The sequence below is a fragment of the Pseudomonas sp. GW821-FHT02H06 genome (genome assembly GCF_059421525.1).
In genome coordinates, this window is record NZ_JBWKVD010000002.1 from 66,456 (window position 1) to 83,423 (window position 16,968).

Genomic DNA, 16,968 nt, shown 5'->3' on the forward strand with positions numbered 1-16,968 from the left:
ATCGATCAGGCGTTTAGCCTGATGGAGGAATTCGAAATCGTTTGAAGCGTAGCGGCGACAAGCTCAGCGGCTCATCGCAAAGTCGACAGTCATCATACAACTGCATTTTTTCAGCTGCAAGGCGCGCAGCCGTGAGGGGAGCTGAGCAAGGCCCGGCCATCAAAATAGCCGGGCATTGAGCGGTGATCAACATGCGTCAGGTAGTCATACCCGACCCATAAGTCGATCAGGCGTTCGGCTCGTCCGTGTTGATGTACTCGGGCACCTTGGCCAGCGGCAGGCGACGGGCTTGCTCGATGCTGATGCCCGGGCGTTCCGGCAGGGGCTCGAGCTTCTGCGGCTGGCCGGTGGTCAACGCGCGTTCGATGGCCTCGACCACCCGCACGTCGCGCCAGCCTTCGTCGCCGTCCGGCTCCGGCTCGCGGTCCTGCAGGATGCAGTCGGAGAAGTACTGGGTCTCTCCGCCGAACTGGTCGACCACCGGGTGTGTATGCTCGGTGGTCTTGCCGTCGATGATCGCCCGGTAACCGATCGCCACGCCTTCGCCGAAACCGAAGCACGGCGAAGCTTCAAACTCGCCCTTGGTACCGATCAGCTGGAAACGCTCGGTGGACGGCAGGCTGTAACTCACGGTGAAAGTGGCCAAGCGTTCTTCGGCAAAGCGCAGTGTGACGTTGACCGTGTCGAAGGTGTTGATTTCGCGGCCCGGTGTCTTGATGCCGACGGCGTGAACTTCAATCGGTTCGGCGGCAAACAGGTTGCGCACGGCGTTGATCGGGTACGGGCCCATGTCGGCAACGGGACCTGCGTCGAAGCCGCTCTGCATGCGGTGGTTGGCCGGGTCGGTGGTCTGAGCGAAGGTCGCGGTGAACAGGCGCAGATCGCCGAGGTCGCCGGCGCGCACGCGGTGGACCATTTCGACGGTGCCGGGCTCGAAGTGCAGGCGGTAGGCGACCATCAGTTTGGCGCCGGAGCGCTTGGCGGCTTCGGCGATGGCCAGGCAGTCTTCTTCGTTGGCGGCCATGGGCTTTTCGAGCAGCACGTGGATGCCGGCTTCGAGTGCCGGAACGGCGAATTCGCGATGGCGGAAGTTGGGGGTTGCCAGGTAGATGGCGTCGATTTCGCCGGAGTTGAGCAGGGTGTCGAATTCGTCGTAGTGGTAGCTTTTGAGGTCGTAGAGTGCCGCGAGTTGGTCGGCCTTGATGGGGTCGCCGGTGACGAGGGCGGTCATGACGGAGTTGTCGGTTTGTTCGAGTCCCGGCATGAATGCGCCTTGGGAGATCCAGCCTCCAGCGACCACTGCGTAGCGGATTTTGCCGTTTGCGTCTGGCATGTATAAGCCTCCATTTCTCAGCGGACGGTGTGTCCGGCAGCTCTGTAGTCGGCAGGTTCCGGGGTAAGAAGTTCAATCCAATCGTGGGTCGCTTTCCAAGATCAAGATCAAGATCAAGATCAAGAGCGTCTGCCTGGGGGCAGACTGTTTCGCCTTCGGCGAGTTACTTGGAAAAGCACCCCAAGTAACCAAGGGTGCCTGCTCCTGGTTGGGCCCCTCCTGCGTCGGGGTTCCTTCACTTCGGTCTCGCTCCGTGGGCCCGCCGCCATCCGCCATCCATGGCGGGGGGCGGCTCTCGCGGCATCCATGCCGCTCGGCCCACTCCGCGAGACCTGCGTTCAGCCTGCACCCAAGTCGCGTTCTTCGGTGTTTGAACCTTTTGTGTATGAAGATCAAGATCAACAGCTTCCCGGCTAAAACCGGTCCTAGTGAATGCGCGCGCTGCTTTTTGTGGGACCGGCTTCAGCCGGGAAGGGGCCGGTGGGAGCGCCTTCGATTTCCCCGATCAACCAAACCCCATCAACAGATCCCGCAGCCGGTCCAGCGCGGGGTCGATGTCGAGCAGGTCAATCGCACCGAAGCCCAGCATCAGCCCATCGCGGGGTGGCGCTTCGTTGTAGAAACCGTGGAGGGGGTAGAGACCCAGCGCGGTATCCCGGGCGCGGTCGACCAGGATGTGCAGGTCGATCGCAGGCAGCAGCGAGGGCTTGAGCATTACCGCCATGTGAAACCCCGCCGTGCACGGAATGGTTTCCAGCCACGGCGACAGATCGCCGGCGATGCGTGCCAGGATTCGTTCGCGGCGCCCGGCGTAGGTGCTGTGGCAGCGGCGGATGTGTTTGTTGAGCAGGCCTTCGCTGATGAATTTGCTCAGCGCCCATTGCGGCAGGGTCGAGGTGTGCCAGTCGGTCAGTTGCTTGGCTTTGATCACCGCTTCGAGGATCGCCGCCGGCAGCACGGCGTACCCCAGGCGCAGTTCGGGCAGCAGGGTTTTCGAGAAGGTGCCGACGTAGGCAACGACGCCGTGCTCGTCCATGCTTTGCAGCGAGTCAGTGGGACGGCCTTCGTAGCGGAATTCGCTGTCGTAGTCGTCTTCGATGATGATCGCGCCGATCCGCCGGGCCTTCTCCAGCAGGGCGTGGCGGCGCGCGAGGCTCATGGGCATGCCCAGCGGCATCTGGTGGGACGGGGTGACGTAGATGGCGCAGACATTGTCGGGAATCTCATCGACGATGATGCCTTCGCTGTCCACCGGCACGCCGGCCACCTCCGCCCCTTGGGCGGCAAACAGCAGGCGCGCGGGTGTGTAGCCGGGATCTTCCACGGCCACGCGGCTGCCGGGTTCGATCAGGACGCGAGCGATCAGGTCCAGGGCCTGTTGCGCGCCATTGCACACCACCACGTCATCGGCGCCGCAGCGGACGCCGCGGGCAAAGGCGATGTGCCCGGCAATGGCGGCGCGCAGGGCGGGCAGGCCTTCGGGCTGGCTGTAGAAGCCGCGTTCGGTGGACATCTGCCGCACCGCGTGGTGCACGCAGCGCCGCCATTCGTCATGGGGGAATTGGATTTTCGCCGTCGCGCCGCCGAGAAAATCGTAGCGCAGGGTACCCGCGCGGGTCGGGTGGCGCAGGGGCAGGGAGATGCGCTCCCATTTCGCCACGATGTGGGCGCTGGCCAGCTGCGAAGGCGCCGGCCGAGTCGGGCTGTAAGCGCTCAAGGCGTTGACGAACGTGCCGCTGCCGACCTTGCCGACGAGGTAGTTTTCGTAGGTCAGTCGGCTGTAGGTGTCGGAAATGGTTTTGCGCGACAGCCCCAGTTGCGCCGCCAGCAGGCGACTGGGCGGTAATTGAACACCTGCCGCCAGCCGGCCGGACACGATACTGTCGCGCAGCTGTTCATAAACTTGATGGGCGAGGTCCTTGCGGCCCTCGATAACGATGTGTAATTCCACGCAAACCCCTGAACAGCGCCGACGGTGCGGATGCACGCCGGTGGATTTTAGCCAGTGCAGCCGCGCGCGTGACAGCAACCGATGCAACGTTTACGCGCCAAGGTGCTCTTAGAGTTAGGCATAAACCTGACACGCACAGGCAGGACGGTCCGGACAGCGCTCGCAGAGCCCTGGGCCGCCGCTCCCATCCACTTGAAGATGGAACCCCGAACACATGACCACCCCGGACAAGCAGTACGTGGAATGGCTGGTTGAGCAATCGATGCTCAACGCCGCAAAGCAACGCGCAAAGCTGTATGGCGGCCAGGGCCGTCTCTGGCAGCGGCCTTACGCCCAGGCCCGCCCACGGGACGCTTCGGCCATCGGCTCGGTCTGGTTCACCGCCTACCCGGCGTCGATCATCACCCGCGATGGCAGCTCGGTGCTCGAAGCGCTGGGCGATGAGCAGCTCTGGCACGCGCTGTCGGAAATCGGCATCCAGGGCATTCACAACGGCCCGTTGAAAGCCTCCGGCGGTTTGAAAGGCCGCGAGCGCACCCCGAGCATTGACGGCAACTTCGACCGCATCAGCTTCGAGGTGGATTCGTCCCTGGGCACCGACGCCCAGTTTCTTAACCTCAGCCGCATCGCCGCGGCGCACAACGCGATCGTCGTCGATGACGTGATCCCGTCCCACACCGGCAAGGGCGCGGACTTCCGCCTGGCCGAGATGGCCTACGAAGAGTACCCGGGCCTCTACCACATGGTGGAAATAAAGGAAGAAGACTGGTCGCTGCTGCCGGAAGTCCCGGCCGGCCGCGATGCCGTCAACCTGCAGCCTGCTACCGTCGATGCCCTGCGCGACAAGCATTACATCGTCGGCCAGTTGCAGCGGGTGATCTTCTTCGAACCCGGCGTCAAGGAGACCGACTGGAGCGCCACGCCTGTCGTCACCGGCGTCGACGGCAAAGACCGCCGCTGGGTCTATCTGCATTACTTCAAGGAAGGCCAGCCGTCGCTGAACTGGCTGGACCCGAGTTTCGCCGCGCAGCAGATGATCATCGGCGACGCCTTGCACGCCATCGACGTGATGGGCGCGCGGGTGTTGCGTCTGGACGCCAACGGCTTCCTCGGCGTCGAACGCAAGGCCGACGGCACGGCGTGGTCCGAGAGCCACCCGCTGTCGATCACCGGCAACCAGTTGCTGGCAGGCGCCATTCGCAAGGCCGGCGGTTTCAGCTTCCAGGAGCTGAACCTGACCATCGACGACATCGCGGCGATGTCCCACGGCGGCGCCGATCTTTCCTACGACTTCATCACCCGTCCGGCGTATCAGCATGCCCTGCTCACCGGCCGCACGGAGTTTCTGAGGCTGATGCTGCGTCAGGTGCATGAGTTCGGCATCGACCCTGCGTCGCTGATTCACGCGCTGCAGAACCACGATGAATTGACCCTGGAGCTGGTGCATTTCTGGACGCTGCATGCTCACGATCAGTACCTGTATCAGGGCCAGACGTTCCCGGGCAACATCCTGCGCGAGCACATCCGCGAGGAGATGTACGAGCGTCTGGCCGGCGAGCACGCACCGTACAACCTGAAGTTCGTCACCAACGGCGTGTCCTGCACCACGGCGAGCATCATCACCGCGGCGCTGGGCATTCGCGAGCTTGACAGCATGACCGCCGCCGACATCGACAAGATCCAGCACATTCATTTGCTGCTGGTGATGTTCAACGCCATGCAACCGGGCGTGTTCGCGCTGTCGGGCTGGGACCTGGTGGGCGCACTGCCGCTGCCGGCCGAGCAGGTGGAGCACCTGATGGGTGATGGCGATACCCGCTGGATCCATCGCGGTGGCTATGACCTGGTCGACATGGACCCGGACTGCGAAGTCTCGGCAGGTGGCATGCCCCGGGCACGGGCGCTGTACGGCAGCCTCCCTGAACAGTTGAAGCGCCCGGATTCGTTCGCCTCGCAGTTGAAAAAGCTGCTGGCCGTGCGCCGCGCCTACGACATCGCTGCCAGCCGGCAGATTCTGATTCCGGACGTCGAACACCCGGGGTTGCTGATCATGGTTCACGAACTGCCGGCCGGGAAGGGTACGCAGATCACTGCGCTGAACTTCAGCGCGGAGGCCATCGTCGAGACCCTGCACCTGCCGGGCATTGCACCGGGGCCGGTGGTGGACATCATCAACGAGCGGGTCGAAGGCGACCTGACCGAAGAGGGCGAATTCACCATCACACTGGACGCCTATGAAGGCCTGGCACTGCGCGTGGTGAGCATGGCGGCACCCATGATGTAAACGGGCCTTGCTTAGTGGGACCGGCTTCAGCCGGGAAAGCGTCAGTCGCCACACCGCTGCACTGAGGGTGTACGGATTCGCCTCCTCCCGGCTAAAGCCGGTCCCACGAAGGAATGCGTGCAGTGAGGGATCACTTTTTTTCACCGTCTGCCGTTCGCGCAGACCTGTTCAGGTCGTTTTCTGTGTCAGTTGCTCAATCCGTTCGTGCCCCTGTCTTCGTTCACCTGTGGAGTTATCGCCTGACGTTCCTGCTGTCCGGGATGTCCCTCGGCGCGTGGGCGCCGCTGGTGCCTTTTGCCCGCGACCGCGCCGGGCTTGAAGAAGCCCAGCTTGGCCTGCTGCTGTTGTGCTTCGGCCTCGGTTCGATGCTGGCGATGCCGCTGGCAGGGATGCTCACCACGCGCAAGGGCTGCCGCTTTGTTTCGCTGATTGGCGGCGCCTTGATCTGCTGCATGCTGCCGTTGCTCGCTACGCTGTCTTCCCTGCCGGCGCTGGCAGTGGCCCTAGCGGTGTTCGGCGCGGGGCTGGGCAGCATCGATGTGGCGATGAACGTGCAGGGCCTGATGGTCGAGCGCGATCACGGGCGGCCGATGATGTCGGGGTTCCACGGGCTGTTCAGCCTCGGCGGCATCAGCAGTGCGCTGTTGATGACCTTGCTGCTGTGGCTGGGCGCGTCGCCGTTACTGGCGGTGGCCGTGGTGGTGGCGTTGATTGGCGGGATGTTGCTCTGGCACGCGCGCTACCTGGTGCCCCATGGCGCGGACGACCCATCAGCGCCGTTCGCTCGGCCGACCACAAAGGTGGTGATCGTCGGGATTCTCTGCTTTATCGCGCTGCTGGTGGAGGGCGCGATGCTCGACTGGAGCGCGGTGTTCCTGAACCGGATGCACCAGATCGATTTATCAGTGGCCGGCGGCGCGTACGCGGTGTTCTCCCTGGCCATGGCAGCCGGGCGGTTTTCCGGGGACTGGTTGAGGAACCGCTTCGGCGCGGTGAACCTGCTGATCGGCGGCGGGCTGCTGGTGATGGTCGGGTTTGCCATGGCCATCCTGCTGGATCCGTGGCCGTTGTTCCTGCTGGGCTTCGCGCTGATCGGGCTGGGATTGTCCAATACGTTTCCGGTGTACTGCTCGGTGGTCGGTGCGCAGACCAGAATGCCAGCGGGGCTGGCGATCGCAGTGATTACCGGGATTGGATACTGCGGGATTCTGCTGGGACCCGCGTTAATCGGTTTTGCTGCCCACCTCATCGGCCTGCGGGAAGCGCTGCTCTGCGTGGGTGCGTTGATGCTGGCGCAGGTGCTGACGGCACGGCGGATGGCGAAGGGCTGAGGAAAGCCATCAGTTTTGCGGTGTGGCATCTGACGCCTTCCCGGCTGAAGCCGGTCCTACTGACAGCACGCGGTTTTATCGGTAGGACTGGCTTTAGCCGGGAAGAGGCCGGTGTGGACACCATCAGTTTTGCGGTGTGACATCAGATGTTTTCCCGGCTGAAGCCGGTCCTACGAAAATCGCGTATCCAGCCATCCAGCCATCCAGCCATCCAGCCATCCAGCCATCCAGCAAATCTTCAACCCACTGGCGCCTCTGTTAGACTTCGGCGCCTTGAAACTCAGGGGCTTTCCCATGACCGACCCGATTCGTCTTACCCAATACAGTCACGGCGCCGGCTGTGGCTGCAAGATCTCGCCCAAGGTGCTGGAAACCATCCTCGCCGGCAGCGGCGCGCAGAACCTCGACCCGCGCCTGTGGGTCGGCAATGCCTCCCGCGATGACGCAGCGGTCTATGCCATCGACGACGAGAAGGGCGTCGTCTCCACCACCGATTTCTTCATGCCCATCGTCGACGACCCGTTCGACTTCGGCCGCATCGCCGCGACCAACGCCATCAGCGACATCTACGCCATGGGCGGCGATCCACTGATGGCCATCGCCATTCTGGGCTGGCCGGTCAACGTGCTGGCCCCTGAAATCGCCCGCGAAGTCATCCGTGGCGGACGGGCGGTGTGCGACGCCGCAGGCATCCCGCTGGCGGGCGGCCACTCCATCGACGCGCCCGAGCCGATTTTCGGTCTGGCCGTCACCGGGCTGGTGGAAAAGCGCTTCATGAAGCGCAACGACACCGCGACTGTGGGCTGCAAGCTGTTCCTGACCAAGCCGCTGGGCATTGGCATCCTCACCACCGCCGAGAAAAAAGGCCTGCTGCGCGATGAGGACATCGGCCTGGCCCGTGACGTGATGTGCACGCTGAACAAGCCCGGCAGCCGTTTCTCTCGCCTGGCCGGCGTCACTGCGATGACCGACGTCACCGGCTTCGGCTTGCTCGGGCATTTGGTCGAGATGGCCGACGGCAGTCAGGTCACTGCACGACTGAATGCTGCCGCCGTGCCGCGTCTGGGCAGTGTGGATTTCTACATCGAGCAGGATTGCGTCCCCGGCGGCACCCACCGCAATTACGACAGCTACGGCGAACGCATCGGCGCGCTGACCGAGGCGCAGAAGTTGCTGCTGTGCGATCCGCAAACCAGCGGCGGCCTGCTGATTGCCGTCGAGCCTGCCGAGGAAACGGCGTTCCTGGCCATGGCCGACGAACTCGGCCTGAGCCTTGCGCCGATCGGCGAACTGGTGGAGCGACAGCCACTTGCGGTCGAGGTGTTCTGATGCGCGACAACAGCGCCGACCTGCGGGAGATTTTCCTCAACGACGTGCCGATGATGGACGTGCGTGCGCCGGTTGAATTCACCAAAGGCGCGTTCCCCGGCGTGATCAATCTGCCGCTGATGAACGACGTCGAGCGGCAGAAGGTCGGCACCAGCTACAAACAGGACGGGCAGCAGGCCGCCATCGAACTGGGCCACAAATTAGTGTCAGGCGACTTGAAAGAGGCGCGGATCGAGGCATGGGCGAGTTTTGCCCGCAACCATCCCGAGGGTTTTTTGTATTGCTTTCGCGGCGGGCTGCGTTCACAGATCACCCAGCAATGGCTCAAGAGCGAAGCGGGCATCGAGTACCCCCGGGTCATCGGTGGCTACAAGGCGATGCGCAGCTTTTTGATCGAGGTGACCGAGCAGGCCGTGGCCGAGTGCGATTTCGTGCTGATCGGCGGCCTGACCGGCAGCGGCAAGACCGAGGTGCTGCAGCAGCTCGACAACGGGCTGGATCTGGAAGGCCATGCCAACCATCGCGGCTCGAGCTTCGGCAAACACGCAACGCCGCAGCCGGGGCAGATCGATTTCGAGAACCTGCTCGCCGTCGACATCCTGAAAAAGCGCGCCCGGAACCTCGATCAGTTTGTGGTCGAGGATGAAGGGCGGATCGTGGGCAGTCGTGCGGTCCCCCTTGAGTTGTACCGGACGATGCAGGACGCGCCGTTGGTGTGGCTGGAGGACAGTTTTGACAGCCGGGTCGAGCGGATTCTGAAGGATTATGTGACGGATCTGTGTGCCGAGTTCATCGCCGTGCAGGGCATTGAAACGGGTTTTGCGGCGTACGCCGAGCGGCTGAAGCAAAGCCTGTCGAGCATCGTTCGGCGATTGGGCGGTGAGCGTTATCAGCGGCTGGCGGCAATCATGGACAGTGCGCTGGCTGAGCAGGCGCGCAGCGGGGCGGTGGATGAGCACCGGGGCTGGATCAGCGGGATGTTGGGTGAGTATTACGATCCGATGTATGCGTTTCAGCGGGACAGCAAGAACCCCCGGATCGAGTTTGCCGGGGATCAGAGGGCTGTTGTCGAGTATCTGAAACAGCGGAAACTGAACTACCGCGGTTGAAGATCAAGATCAAGATCAAGAGCGTCGGCCTAGCGGCCTCCGTTTCGCCTTCGGCGAGTTACTTGATAAAGCCCCAAGTAACCAAGGGCTTGTGCTCCTGGTTTGGCCCCTCGTTCCTCGGGGTTCCCTCACTCCGGTCTCGCTCCTTGGGCCCGCGCCGAACGGACATCCATGTCCTGACGGCGCTCTCGCCGCATCCATGCGGCTCGACCCACTGCGCGAGACCTGCGTTCAGCCTGCACCCAAGTCGCGATTGGCGGTGTCTGGGCTTTTTGTGTATGAGGATCAAAAGCAGATCAAAAGCAGATCAAAAGCAGAGCAACGGATTCCCGGCTGAAGCCGGTCCTACAAAAGCACCGCGTACGCCCTGTAGGACCGGCTTTAGCCGGGAAGAGGCCAGCCCAGGCGCCACCAATTTTGCTCATCTCACGCCCATCCTGTGGGAGCGAGCTTGCTCGCGAATGCTTTATCTCGCACACCTGATATTCGGTGGATGTATCAACCCCTTCGTGAGCAAGCTCACTCCTACAAGTCCTTAGCGACTGATCTGCCCTTGATCTGCTTTTGATCTTCCACGCGGTAGTCCAGACACCACAAAACGCGACTTTGGTGCAGGCTGAACGCAGGTTTCGCGGAGTGGGCCGAGGGGCATGGATGCCGCGAGAGCCGCCCCCCGCCATGGATGGCGGATGGCGGCGGGCCCACGGAGCGGGACCGGAGTGAAGGAACCCCGAGGTACGAGGGGCCAAACCAGGAGCAAGCCCCCTTGGTTACTTGGGGGGCTTTTTCCAAGTAACTCGCCGAAGGCGAAACAGTCTGCCCCCAGGCAGACGCTTGTGATCTTGATCTCAGCCTTACAACAAAGCGGCGCCTACCAACCCACTTACCACCCCGACCAGCATGGTCAACACCCCAACGGTCACCAGCACCTTGGCGTCGAAGGATTTACGCAGCATCAACAGCGACGGCAGGCTCACGCTCGGCAGGGTCATCAGCAACGCCACCGCCGGCGCAGTGCCCAGGCCCAACGTCAGCAGCGTCTGCACAATCGGGATTTCGGCGGCGGTCGGGATCACAAACAACGTGCCGACAATCGCCAGAGGCACCAGCCACAACAGGCTGTTGCCCATCGCGCCGTCGACGTGAGGGAACAGCCACACCCGCGCGGCGCCGAGAATCAGCACGGCGATGACGTAGATCGGGATGGTGGTCCAGAACAACTGCCAGAGCGTCTTGCCCCAACGCACCAGCAGGCTGCCTTCCTCCGGCGTCTCGGCGTTGGCCACCGCTTCCAGCGCCTGTTCAGGCACCACTTCCGGACGGGAGATGCGTTGCGCAACAAGGGAAACACCGATCACCAGCACCAGGCCCGCCACCAGTCTCAGGGCGGTGAAGCCCCAGCCCAGCACGAAACCCATGAACACCAACGTGGCGGGGTTGAGCACCGGGTTGGCGATCCAGAAGGCCAGCGCTGCGCCCACCGACACGTTCTGCTTGCGCAGGCCCGCAGCCACCGGCGCCGCGCAGCAGCTGCACATCATGCCGGGCAGGGCGAACAGGCCGCCGCGAAGGGTCGAGCCGAGTCCGGCGCGGCCGAACATTTTCAGCAGCCAGTCACGGGGAATCAGCACCTGCACCAGCGAGCCGAGAATCACTGCCAGCACGGCGGCTTTCCAGATCGCCAGAAAGTACACCTGGGCGTACGCCAGAGCGGCAGCCCACGGCGTGGCCGGGTTGTCGTTGATGATCGAGCCGCCGATGTTATGGGTGTCGGCCGCGATGAAGGACTTCAGGTAATACGGCGACCACTTGACGTAGTACAAGCCGATGGCAGCCACCAGCAGGAACGCCAGGGGTTTCCACCAGAACGACCAGCCGCGGCGTTCGGAGGTGAGCGGAAGGGCAGTCATGACAGGCACCAGAGCAGGAAATCGAGGGGGCGCGATGATACGCCGTGGCCGGGCATTATAGTAGGTGTCACAAGGTATGTCGGCTCACGCCCGTCCGCCGAAATCCAGCCCGGACGCACGCAGCAGTTCCTGGGTGTAGGGCTGGCGCGGATGGCTGAAAATCTCCCGCGCCGCGCCTTGCTCGACCACTTTGCCGTCCTTGATCACCAGCACGTCGTGGGCCAGGGCGTGAACCACCGCCAGGTCGTGGCTGATGAACAGATAACTGAGGCCGTGACGGATCTGCAAATCCCGCAGCAGCGCAATGATCTGTTTTTGCACGGTGCGATCCAGCGCCGAGGTGGGTTCGTCGAGCAGAATCAGCTCCGGTTCCAGCACCAGCGCCCGGGCAATGGCCACCCGCTGGCGTTGACCGCCGGAGAATTCGTGGGGGTAGCGATGGCGGCTGTCCGGGTCGAGGCCGACTTCGCCGAGCACGCGGATGACCGTATGTTCACGCTCGGCCGGGGTGCCGATGCCGTGGGTCAGCAGCCCTTCGGCGATGATCTGCTGCACCGTCATGCGCGGACTCAAACTGCCGAACGGGTCCTGAAACACCACCTGAATGCGCTTGCGCAGCGGCCGCATCAGTTGCTGGCTGCGCAGGCTCAGCTCCTTGTTGGCGAAGCGGATGCTGCCTTCGGAATCGATCAGTCGCAGGATCGCCTGACCCAGGGTCGATTTGCCCGAGCCGGATTCGCCGACGATGCCGAGGGTCTGGCCTTTCAACAGCTCGAAACTCACCCCATCCACCGCCTTGATGTACTGCCGTTCACGCCGCAATAAAGGTTTGGGCAAGGGAAACCAGACTTTCAGCGCGTCCACTGACAGCAATGTCTGGGTGTGCTCGCCGGGCACCGGTTCGCCGTCGGGTTCGGCGTTGATCAGCAGGCGGCTGTAGGGGTGTTGCGGAGTGGCGAACAGCGTTTGGCAGTCGGCCTGCTCGACGATCTCGCCGGCGCGCATCACGCAGACCCGCTGGGCGACGCGCCGCACCAGATTGAGGTCATGGCTGATCAACAGCAGCGACATGCCCAGCCGTTGTTGCAGGGATTTGAGCAGCTCGAGAATTTTCAGCTGCACCGTGACGTCCAGCGCGGTGGTCGGTTCGTCGGCGATCAGCAGCTCGGGTTCGTTGGCCAGGGCCATGGCGATCATCACCCGCTGGCGCTGGCCGCCGGACAGTTGATGGGGCAGGGCGTTGAGCCGCTGCGGCGGGTTTTGAATTCCCACCAGACCGAGCAATTCCAGCGTGCGCTCGCGGGCGGCCTTGCCCTTGAGGCCCTTGTGCATGGCGAGGATTTCGCCGATCTGTTTCTCCACGGTGTGCAACGGATTCAGCGAGGTCATCGGCTCCTGAAAGATCATGGCGATGCGGTTGCCGCGCAGGCCCCGAAGTTCTTTGTCGCTCGCGTGCAACAGATCGACGCCCTTGTAGCGAATGCTGCCCTGTGTGCTGACGGACTTTGCCGGCAGCAGGCGCAGGATCGAGTGCGCGGTCACCGACTTGCCCGAGCCGGACTCGCCGACCAGCGCCAGGCATTCACCCGGCTGGATGTCGAGGTCGATGCCGTGCACCACTTCGGCGCCGTTGAAAGCCACGCGCAGGTTGCGGATCTGGATCAGAGGGTCATTCATGGCAGCGCTCATGCGCGGGGGTCGAAAGCGTCACGGCAGGCTTCGCCGATAAACACCAGTAGCGTGAGGATCAGTGCCAGGGCGCAGAACGCCGTGACGCCGAGCCACGGCGCCTGCAAGTTGCGTTTGGCCTGGCCGATGAGTTCGCCGAGGGACGCGCTTTCGGCGGGCATGCCGAAGCCGAGGAAATCCAGCGCGGTCAGTGTGGCGATGGCGCCGGTGACGATGAATGGCAAGTAGGTGAGGGTGCTGGTCATGGCGTTGGGCAGAATGTGCCGCCACATCAAGGCGCCGTCGCTGAGGCCCAGGGCGCGGGCGGCTTTGACGTATTCCAGATTGCGCCCCCGGAGGAACTCGGCGCGGACCACGTCGACCAGCGCCAGCCAGGAAAACAGCGACATGATCCCCAGCAGCCACCAGAAATCCGGCTCGACGAAGCCCGACAGAATGATCAACAGGTACAGCACCGGCAGCCCCGACCAGACTTCCTGCAAGCGCTGGCCGATCAAATCCGCCAGCCCGCCGTAATAGCCCTGAATCGCCCCGGCGAAGACGCCAATCACCGTGCTGATGGCGGTCAGCGCCAACGCAAAGAGGATCGACACGCGAGTGCCGAACAGCACCCGCGCCATGACGTCCCGGGCCTGGTCGTCAGTGCCCAGCCAGTTGCGCGCGCTGGGCGGGCTGGGCGAGGGCTCGCGGAGTTCGTAATTGACCGTGTCATAGCTGAACGGGATCGGCGCGAAGAGCATCCAGCCGCCCTTGTCGGCGATCAGCTTGCGCACGTAATCGCTGGAGTAGTCCGGCTCGAAAGGCAGCTCGCCGCCGAAGTCCGTTTCCAGGTATTGATGCAGGGCCGGGCAGTACAGGTCGCCCTGATAGCGGACGATCAGCGGCTTGTCGTTGGCGATCAGTTCGCCGCACAGGCAGATGATCAACAGCGCCACGAACAGCCACAACGACCACCAGCCACGCCGGTTGGCCTTGAAGTTGGCGATGCGGCGCCGGTTTTGCGGGGAAAACTCGAACATCAGGCGCTCCTCGCGGAAAAGTCGATGCGCGGGTCGACCAGCGTGTAGCACAGGTCGCCCACCAGCTTGATCAACAGGCCGAACAGGGTGAACAGAAACAGCGTGCCGAAGACCACCGGGTAATCCCGAGACACCGCTGCTTCGTAGCTCATGCGGCCGATGCCATCGAGGCCGAAGATGGTTTCGATCAGCAGCGAGCCGGCGAAGAACACCTCGATCAGCGCCTGGGGAATGCCCGCCACCACCAGCAGCATGGCGTTCCGGAACACGTGGCCATAGAGCACGCGCTGCTCGCTGAGACCCTTGGCCCGGGCGGTGACCACGTACTGGCGGCCGATCTCGTTGAGGAAGCTGTTTTTGGTGAGGATGGTCAGGGTCGCGAAGCCGCCGATGACCAGCGCGCTGACCGGCAGCACCAGATGCCACAGGTAATCGCGCAGCTTGCCCAGTGGCGAGAGGCTGTCGAAGTCGTCCGAGAACAGACCCTGGGCCGGAAACCAGCTCCAGTAGCTGCCGCCGGCGAATACCACAATCAGCAGAATGGCGAACAGAAACGCCGGGATGGCGTAGCCGATGATGATCACCGTGCTGCTCCAGACATCGAAGCGGCTGCCATGCAGCACGGCTTTGCGGATGCCCAGCGGGATCGAAATCAGGTAGGTGATCAGCGTCGCCCACAGCCCGAGGGACAGGGTCACCGGCAGCTTTTGCAGAATCAGCCCGGTCACCGTGGCGCCGCGAAAAAAGCTGCTGCCGAAGTCCAGCTGCGCGTAATGGGTGAGCATCAGCCACAGGCGCTCGTGCAGCGGCTTGTCGAACCCGTATTGGTGCTTGATCGCTTCGACCAGCTCCGGGTCCAGCCCTTGAGCGCCTCGGCTGATCCCGCCGGTCGCCGCGACTTCGCCACCGCCGCCACCAATGCCGCCCGTTGGGCCCATGCCCTGAACCCGGGCGATGGCTTGCTCGACGGGACCGCCCGGCGCGGCCTGCACGATGAGGAAATTGACCACCAGAATGCACAGCAGCGTGGGAATGATCAGCGCCAACCGGCGCAGGGTGTAGGCGAGCATGTCACTGGCCCTCCGTTGTCAGTGCGGCACGGGTATTGGCGATGCTGCTTTGGGGCGCCAGACGCGCAGCCATCTGTGCATCGGTTAGCGGCACGCGGCTGACTTCCCACCAGCTTTCCAGCCCGACGTCGTAGGTTGGCTCGATCGCCGGCCGGCCAAACCGGTTGGCGAACACCACTGGCGTGCCCTGTGAGTAGTAGTTCGGAATCATGTAGAAACCCCAGAGCAGGATCCGATCCAGCGCCCGCGCGTAATGCAGCATGTCGTTCCGGTTGTTGGCCGCGACCAGACCGTCGATAAGGCGATCGACCGCCGGATTGCGCAGCACCATGGCGTTGGAACTGCCAACCTGGCGGGCGCTTTGCGAGCCGAACAGGTTGTACAGCTCACGGCCGGGGGAGAGGATCGGATTGCCGTTGGCGGGCAGCGTGACCACGATCATGTCGTAGTCCCGGGCGTTCAATCGGTTCATGTACTGGGCCGAGTCCACGCGACGAAAATTCAGGGTGATACCGATCTGCGCCAGCACGCGCTTGTAGGGCAGCACCAGCCGCTCGAAACCGCCCTGGCCGTCGAGGAAGGAAAACTCCAGCGGCTGACCGGCAGCGTTCACCAGTCGGTTGTTCTTCGCGTGCCAGCCGGCGTCGGCCAGCAGCTTGAGGGCCTTGAGCTGTTTGTCGCGGATGTAGCCGCTGCCGTCGGTCTTCGGTGCGCGCCAGACCTGATCGAAGACTTCGTCCGGGATCTGCCCGCGCAGGGGCTCGAGAAGGCTCAGCTCTTGCGCGTCGGGCAGCTCGGTCGCGGCCATTTCGCTCTTCGGGAAGTAGGTTTGTTCGCGCACATAGAAGTTGCGCATGATCTGGCCGTTGACCCACTCGAAATCCCAGAGCATGGCCAGGGCTTCGCGCACCCGGCGGTCCTGGAACATCGGTTTGTCGAGATTGAACACGAAGCCCTGACCGGCCACCGGGCGGCGCCTGGCCAGAATGGTTTTCTGCAGACGGCCGTCCTGCAGGCTCGGCGCGGTGTAGCCAACGACGTAGCCGGCCGAGGAGAACTCGCGGTTGTAATCGAAGTTGCCGGCCTGGACCAACTGACGGGCCACGTCGACATCGCCATAGAAATTCACCGTCAGCGCGTCGAAGTTGTACAGCCCACGGCTGACCGGCAGGTCTTTGCCCCACCAGTCCTTGACCCGCTCAAAGCTGACACTGCGCCCGGCGTCGACCCGCGAGACCCGATACGGCCCGCTGCCCAGCGGCGGTTCGAAGCCGCCGCCCTTGGTGAAGTCGCGGGTCTTCCACCAGTGCTCGGGCAGGATGCGCAGGCTGGCGAGGTCCAGGGCGAGGGTGCGATTGGTGCCGGTCTTGAAATCGAAACGGATCTGCCCCGGCGCTTCGATCACCGCGTCCTTGACGTCGGCGTACAGCGGGCGATAGCTGAAGCTGCCCTGGGTGATCAGCGTCTGCCAGGTGTAGCGCACGTCTTCGGCGGTGATCGGCGTGCCGTCATCGAAGCGTGCCTTGGGGTTGAGGTAGAAGCGCACCCAGAGATTGTCGGGGTCGCGTTCCATTTTCTCGGCGACCAGCCCGTACACCGTGTAGGGCTCGTCCAGTGAGCGATAGGCCAGTGGCGCATACACCCACGTGTCGATCTGGCTCACGGAAATGCCTTGATCGACGTATGGCGTGAGGTAGTTGAACTGGCCGATCTCCTCGGACGCGCGGCTCATGGAACCGCCTTTGGGCGCGTCAGGGTCGACGTAATCGAAGTGCTGGAAATCAGCGGGGTATTTCGGCGCTTCGCCATAGACGGTCAGCGCGTGCACCGGCGCGGCAAAGGCCTGGGGAATGCCCAGCATCAGCGAGCTACAGAACAGCACCGAGTACAGCAATGCCACGCCCGGTAAACGGCGCGGCAATGAAAAGGGGGTGGCAGACATG

The 16,968-nt window shown here is 63.5% G+C and carries 11 protein-coding genes; 4 read left to right on the forward strand and 7 right to left on the reverse strand.

Annotated features, from left to right (window positions below):
• Positions 1-226 precede the first annotated feature (226 nt).
• Positions 227-1,333, reverse strand: coding sequence for a Gfo/Idh/MocA family protein (locus AC07VF_RS03395; protein ID WP_463583590.1), 1,107 nt, complete (start codon positions 1,331-1,333; stop codon positions 227-229).
• Between the two features lie 505 nt (positions 1,334-1,838).
• Entirely contained in the window at positions 1,839-3,284 is a 1,446-nt protein-coding gene (gene pdxR, locus AC07VF_RS03400) for a MocR-like pyridoxine biosynthesis transcription factor PdxR (protein ID WP_495008065.1), read from the reverse strand.
• 214 nt (positions 3,285-3,498) lie between these two features.
• Here pdxR and treS point away from each other — a divergent pair, with 214 nt between their 5' ends.
• The 4 genes from treS to mnmH all read left to right on the forward strand — a co-directional run bounded on the left by treS (position 3,499) and on the right by mnmH (position 9,337).
• Positions 3,499-5,568 carry a maltose alpha-D-glucosyltransferase gene (treS, locus tag AC07VF_RS03405; protein WP_192172038.1) on the forward strand — a complete coding sequence of 690 codons (2,070 nt, stop codon included), beginning with the start codon at positions 3,499-3,501 and terminating at the stop codon, positions 5,566-5,568.
• A 182-nt stretch (positions 5,569-5,750) separates the two neighbouring features.
• Positions 5,751-6,899, forward strand: coding sequence for an MFS transporter (locus tag AC07VF_RS03410; protein ID WP_495008066.1), 1,149 nt, complete (start codon positions 5,751-5,753; stop codon positions 6,897-6,899).
• 294 nt (positions 6,900-7,193) lie between these two features.
• Positions 7,194-8,228: a selenide, water dikinase SelD gene (gene selD, locus AC07VF_RS03415; RefSeq protein WP_495008067.1), complete on the forward strand. Its 1,035-nt coding sequence runs from the start codon at positions 7,194-7,196 to the stop codon at positions 8,226-8,228.
• Positions 8,228-9,337, forward strand: coding sequence for a tRNA 2-selenouridine(34) synthase MnmH (gene mnmH, locus AC07VF_RS03420; RefSeq protein WP_495008068.1), 1,110 nt, complete (start codon positions 8,228-8,230; stop codon positions 9,335-9,337). The genes selD and mnmH overlap by 1 nt, the downstream gene beginning before the upstream one ends.
• A gap of 854 nt (positions 9,338-10,191) precedes the next feature.
• Here mnmH and AC07VF_RS03425 read toward each other — a convergent pair.
• From AC07VF_RS03425 to AC07VF_RS03445, 5 genes are all read right to left on the reverse strand, one after another.
• The gene (locus AC07VF_RS03425; RefSeq protein ID WP_495008069.1) at positions 10,192-11,247 is read right to left on the reverse strand and encodes a permease; all 1,056 of its coding nucleotides are present in this window, start codon (positions 11,245-11,247) and stop codon (positions 10,192-10,194) included.
• An 84-nt stretch (positions 11,248-11,331) separates the two neighbouring features.
• The gene (locus AC07VF_RS03430; protein WP_495008070.1) at positions 11,332-12,924 is read right to left on the reverse strand and encodes an ABC transporter ATP-binding protein; all 1,593 of its coding nucleotides are present in this window, start codon (positions 12,922-12,924) and stop codon (positions 11,332-11,334) included.
• Positions 12,925-12,932: 8 nt separating this feature from the next.
• Entirely contained in the window at positions 12,933-13,955 is a 1,023-nt protein-coding gene (locus AC07VF_RS03435) for an ABC transporter permease (RefSeq protein ID WP_495008071.1), read from the reverse strand.
• Entirely contained in the window at positions 13,955-15,025 is a 1,071-nt protein-coding gene (locus tag AC07VF_RS03440; protein WP_495008072.1) for a microcin C ABC transporter permease YejB, read from the reverse strand. Before AC07VF_RS03440 ends, AC07VF_RS03435 begins: the two co-directional genes overlap by 1 nt.
• A gap of 1 nt (position 15,026) precedes the next feature.
• The gene (locus AC07VF_RS03445) at positions 15,027-16,886 is read right to left on the reverse strand and encodes an extracellular solute-binding protein (protein ID WP_495008266.1); all 1,860 of its coding nucleotides are present in this window, start codon (positions 16,884-16,886) and stop codon (positions 15,027-15,029) included.
• Between the last annotated feature and the right edge of the window lie 82 nt (positions 16,887-16,968).